This is a genomic window from Streptomyces sp. NPDC059037, from assembly GCF_042740015.1.
GTDB lineage: Bacteria > Actinomycetota > Actinomycetes > Streptomycetales > Streptomycetaceae > Streptomyces.
This window is the reverse complement of sequence record NZ_JBHYIG010000445.1, coordinates 1-4,782: the sequence shown is the minus strand read 5'-3', so window position 1 is coordinate 4,782 and position 4,782 is coordinate 1. Positions and strand designations below refer to the sequence as shown.

Genomic DNA, 4,782 nt, shown 5'->3' with positions numbered 1-4,782 from the left:
CCACCAGACCCTCGATGTGCTCGGCGGCGCGGCGGGGCCCGTTCTGCGCGCGGTACTCCTCGCCGAGCTGCCGGGCCCGCTCACGGAACCCGGGCTCGGTGAGCACGCGGCGTACCGCCGCCCGCAGTTGGGTCTCCAGGTCGTCGCCCTCCTTGAGGTGCACTCCGGCGCCGGACCAGCCGACGTGGGCGCCGACCTCGTTCTTGTCCTCGGTGGCGGAGGCCACGACGAGCGGTACGCCGTTGCTCAGGGCCGCGGTGACACCGCCGTACCCACCGTTGGTGACCAGGAGGTCGGCGTGGGGCAGGAGATGGTGGTACGGCACGAACCGCTCCACGCGTACGTTCTTCGGCAGCGGGCCCAGGTCGAGCTGCTCGGGCGGCACACCGGTGGTGGTGACGATCAGGGCGTCGAGATCGGAGAGCGCGCGGATCGCGGGCAGCAGCAGCCGCTCGGGTTCATTGGCCACGGTGCCCTGCGTCAGGTGCACCACGGTGTCGTACGCCTTCAAGTCGTCCCACCAGTGCGGAGGCTGGAACTCATCGGTGGGCTCGCCGGTGATGGGGCCGACGAAGCGGGTCTGCGGGAGCAGGTCGCTGCGGGGGTACTCGAAGGACGGCACCGTCCCGAGGAGGTACAGCGACGGCATGCGGATGATGTTCTCGAAGGCGCCGGCGTCGATCCGCTCAAGGCCCACCTGGGCACGCGTCTTGTCGGCCTCCCGCCGCAGCTCGCGCATGATGATGTGGTCCCCGGTCCACTTCAGCATCCGGTTGCGCAGGCGCCCGAGGACGGTGGCGCTCGGCCGCAGGCCCATGCCGAACGGCGCGGTGTCCCGGCTGCTGAGGGTGTAGATCGACGTGGCCATCCAGACCAGCGGAATGCCCGTCTTCTCGCTGAGGAATCCGCCGGCGTACGTGGTCTCGTCGGTGACCACCACGTCGGGGCGCAATTCCTCGGCCAGCGCCGTCAGATCCCGGAGTTGGTCGGGTGCGGTGCCGAAGAACACGTCACGGAAGACGGCGACCATTCCCTTGGTTCCGGTGAGACCTTCGTGGTGGGGGAATGCCTCGTCGTGCGTCATTCCGCCGTAGTCGAATCCGGAGACGATCGGAGAGAACCGGGCTCCGGTCTTTTCGACGCGCGCCTCGAATGCCTTCCCCGTGTACCAGGTCACTTCGTTTCCACGGCGCACGAGTTCCTTCACCACATGCATCATCACATTGACGTGGCCTTCGGCCGGCGCCGTCGCCACGAGAATATTCACCACGGTTTTGCCCCCACTTTTTCTCGGCCGATCGTCACTATGTGCGGAACGTTAACCCAGCGGGCGATCGCTCAGGACTGTTCGTTCAGCGGGTGCCCGCGGGCCCAACTGGCCGGAAAGGGCAGGCGGTCTGCCCAGGTCTTGCCGGATGTGCTACCAATAGGTTGGCAGCCAACACATTGCCAGCCAACGCTGGGGCTGTGAACAGGAAACCGGTAGACCCCGACCCACCGAGCGCAGTCGAGGACAAGGACAAGCATGACTATCTCGAACGAAGCATCCCGCCTGGCCGGAGCGCTGAGCCGCGCCGTGGCAGGACCGGTGCTGCAGCCAGGCGACACGGGATTCGCCGATGAGTTGGCGAGCTTCCAGCTCGGTCTGCGACACCGTCCCGACCTCGTGGTCGGGGCGCGGGATGCCGACGACGTCCGGGCCGTCGTGCGCTTCGCCGGCGAGAGGGGGGTTCCGCTCACCGTGCACAGCACCGGACACGGGATGCGCCTGGCCGCCGACGGCGGGATCGTGCTGACGGTGCGTCGGCTGAACGGCGTCGTGGTCGACCCCATCGACCGCACCGCCCGCGTCGAAGGCGGCACGACCTGGGGCGATGTCGCGGCGGCCGCCGCGCCGCACGGCCTGGTGCCGCCCAGCGGCAGCATGGCGAGCGTCGGCGCCGTCGGCTACACCTTTGGAGGCGGGATCAGCCTGCTCGGCCGGTCGGACGGCTGGGCAAGCGACTTCGTCCGTTCGTTCACGGTGGTGACCGCGGACGGCGAGGAGCGCCAGGTCGACGAGAACGACACCGAGACCTTCGCCCGGCTGCGCGGCACCGGACCCCTTCCGGGCGAGGTCGTCACCGCGATGACCATCCGCCTGCTGCCCGAAGGCACCCTGCAGGGCGGCGGATTGACCTTCGACATCGGGGCGTCGGACGCCGAGGGCGACTCCGCGGTGCTCCACGCGTTCCGCGAGTGGACGGCGGGCGCGCCCGACGAAATCACCTCCACGCTGCGGGTGATGGCCTTCCCCGACGGCGACTTCCTGCCCCCGCCGCTGCGCGGCCGGCGCATCGCACGCGTCGCGATCGCGATGCGCGGCACGGCCGAGGACGCCGACCGTCTGGTGGCTCCGTTGCGCAAGGCGGCGCAGACGATCGAGGACACCCTGGCCCCGATGCCGTTCACCGAGTCGGCCCGCGTGCACGCCGAACCGGACACCCCTGGCCCGTACATCGGCGAGAACGTCCTGATCGACACGCTCGACCCGACGGCGCTCGAAACCCTGGCGCGGCCGAACGGCCACACCATGGTGATCACGAACATCCGTCACCTCGGCGGTGCGCTCTCCCGTACGCCCAAGGTCCCGGACACCGTGCGCGGGCGCGACGCCCGCTACCTCGTCGCGGCGATCTCCCCGGTGGACCCGGAGGTGTCGGTCTCGGACCCGTCCGCCGCCCACGAACAGGTAAGCCCCGCATGGGCACTTGAACCGTTCGTCCCGGCACAGGTCGGCGTCAGCCCCGGCTTCACCGTCGGGCCGCGCGGCAAGAACTGACGCCGCGACGCAGGAAGAAGCTCCGGTCGGAGTGGGTGATCCCGAACGACACCCACTCCGGCCGGAGCTTCGTCGTGTCCGCGGCGGCGCGTGCGCGGTACCGGGGCGGGAGAGCGCGCGGTACCGGGGCGGGAACGGATGGGGAACGGCCTGGTAGCGGCGCCCGGCAGGGTGTCCGTACAGCACCGGAACCACTGCCAGGGGGATGTTCGCCAATGCTCTCCACGTCCTTAGCGTCCGCCCGCACATCCACCGCCGCACGCGGCACGTCCCAGTCCCCCCAGCGGATCGCCCAGAACCTGGTGGCGCTCGGACTGCTCTACGACGAGCTGGCCAACACCCTCACCCACGCGCCGTCCCGCAGGACCGCGGGGAAGGTACGGGAGCGGGGCACACCCGGCATCCCGCTCAACACCCAGGTCCTCGACATCAGGAGCGACATCCGTACGGTCCTGACGAGTTGGGCCGCGCTCGTCTGCGAACAGCGGAGCGTCCCGGCCCCGGCCCGCGACACCTCGGCGCTCACCGCCTTCCTCGTCGGCCACGCCGACTGGCTGACCGGGCACGACGCGGCGCAGGACATCGCCACCGAGACCGACGACCTGGTGCGGCTCGCCTGGTCGGCGCTGTCCGACCGCCGCGACGGCAGCGTGCCCGTCGGCACCTGCGTACGCCCCGGCTGCGAGGGGGAGTTGGTGGCACACCTCTCCCCGCGCACGCCCACCGGGCGGGCCGCCATCGTCTGCTCCGCGGACCCCGCCCACTCCTGGCGGCCGGACGCCTGGCACACCCTGACCTCGCCCCGTCCGCGTACCGCCCAGAGCGTGGGGCTCACCGCACAGGACATCTCAGCGGGCTGGCAGATCGCGTCCGGCACCGTGTACTGGCTGGCCAACACGCATCAGTGGCGGCGTCGCAAGGACGGGCGGCGCGTTCTCTACGACCGCGACGACGTCCTGACCACCATGCGGTCCCGCGACAACGTGGTCACCGCGCGATGACGCAGGCGACGGCACGAGAGCCGCGGCAGATCGACACCGTCCTCTTCGACCTCGACGGCACGCTGGTGGACACCCTCAGCGACATCGAGGAGGTCGTCAATCGCGCACTGGGCGAACACCGGCTCCCCGCCCTGACCCGCTCCGAGGTGAGCGAACGGGTCGGTGAGGGCGGGACCGCGCTCGTCGAGGCGTCGATGCGCAAGAGCCGACGCGAGCACGACCCCGCGCTGGTGGCGCGCGTGTACCAGGCCTACCTCGCCGGGTACGCGCGTCAACCGGCCGCCAGGGCGCGCCTGTACCCGGGCGCCGAGGACCTCCTGCGCCGGCTGCGCGCGGCCGGCGTCCGGGTCGCACTGTGCACCAACAAGTCCCGTCACGTGACGGCGCCGCTCCTCGCGGCGGTGGGCCTCGACACCTGCTTCGACGCGGTGGTGACCGGCGACGGCCCCGAGCGCCGCAAGCCCGCCCCCGACCCGCTGCTCAGCGCGCTGCGGCTGGTCGGCGGCTCGTCCGCGCTGATGGTCGGCGACAGCGTCTACGACCTGCGCGCCGCACAGGCCGCGGGCATGCCCGTCGCCTGGGTCAGGTTCGGCTACGGCACGCACCACGGCGCCGCACCGCCGGACCTGGAACTCGACGGTCTCGACGACCTGGAGACGGCCGCACGCGCGGCCGGCATCCACGTCCGGGCCGCCTGAGCCCCCCGAGCCACCGCGCCTCGCGCCCCGCCCGCAACGGCTGTCCGCGGCGGCCGTTCCGGATCGGTCGTCCGTGGCGGCTATTCGAGACCGGCTGTCCGTGGCGGCCGTTCCGTACCGGCTGTCTGCGGCGGTTGTTCCGGATCGGCTGTCCGTGGTGGCCACTTCGTACCGGCTGTCTGCGGCGGTTGTTCCGGAGCGGCTGTCCGTGGCGGCCACTTCGTACCGGCTGTCTGCGGCGGTTGTTCCGGATCGGTCGTCC

The 4,782-nt window shown here is 71.2% G+C and carries 4 protein-coding genes; 3 read left to right on the top strand and 1 reads right to left on the bottom strand.

What is annotated here, in order from left to right; translation table 11 throughout:
* Window positions 1-1,270, bottom strand: a 1,270-nt coding sequence (locus ACFWY6_RS44220) for a glycosyltransferase (protein ID WP_384703220.1), incomplete at its 3' end; no start/stop codon positions are given.
* Window positions 1,271-1,525: 255 nt separating this feature from the next.
* Between ACFWY6_RS44220 and ACFWY6_RS44215 the strand changes: the two genes are divergently transcribed.
* From ACFWY6_RS44215 to ACFWY6_RS44205, 3 genes are all read left to right on the top strand, one after another.
* Window positions 1,526-2,821 carry an FAD-binding oxidoreductase gene (locus tag ACFWY6_RS44215; protein ID WP_384703217.1) on the top strand — a complete coding sequence of 432 codons (1,296 nt, stop codon included), beginning with the start codon at window positions 1,526-1,528 and terminating at the stop codon, window positions 2,819-2,821.
* Window positions 2,822-3,036: 215 nt separating this feature from the next.
* Entirely contained in the window at window positions 3,037-3,822 is a 786-nt protein-coding gene (locus tag ACFWY6_RS44210; protein ID WP_384703214.1) for a hypothetical protein, read from the top strand.
* Window positions 3,819-4,520 (top strand): HAD family hydrolase, encoded by a 702-nt coding sequence (locus tag ACFWY6_RS44205; protein WP_384703211.1) that lies wholly within the window; start codon window positions 3,819-3,821, stop codon window positions 4,518-4,520. The genes ACFWY6_RS44210 and ACFWY6_RS44205 overlap by 4 nt, the downstream gene beginning before the upstream one ends.
* Window positions 4,521-4,782: the final 262 nt, after the last annotated feature.

Bases quoted from the DNA above. Each gene is read 5' to 3' on its own strand.
- ACFWY6_RS44215 (WP_384703217.1), top strand. From the start codon at position 1,526: ATGACTATCTCGAACGAAGCATCCCGCCTGGCCGGAGCGCTGAGCCGC.
- ACFWY6_RS44210 (WP_384703214.1), top strand. From the start codon at position 3,037: ATGCTCTCCACGTCCTTAGCGTCCGCCCGCACATCCACCGCCGCACGC.
- ACFWY6_RS44205 (WP_384703211.1), top strand. From the start codon at position 3,819: ATGACGCAGGCGACGGCACGAGAGCCGCGGCAGATCGACACCGTCCTC.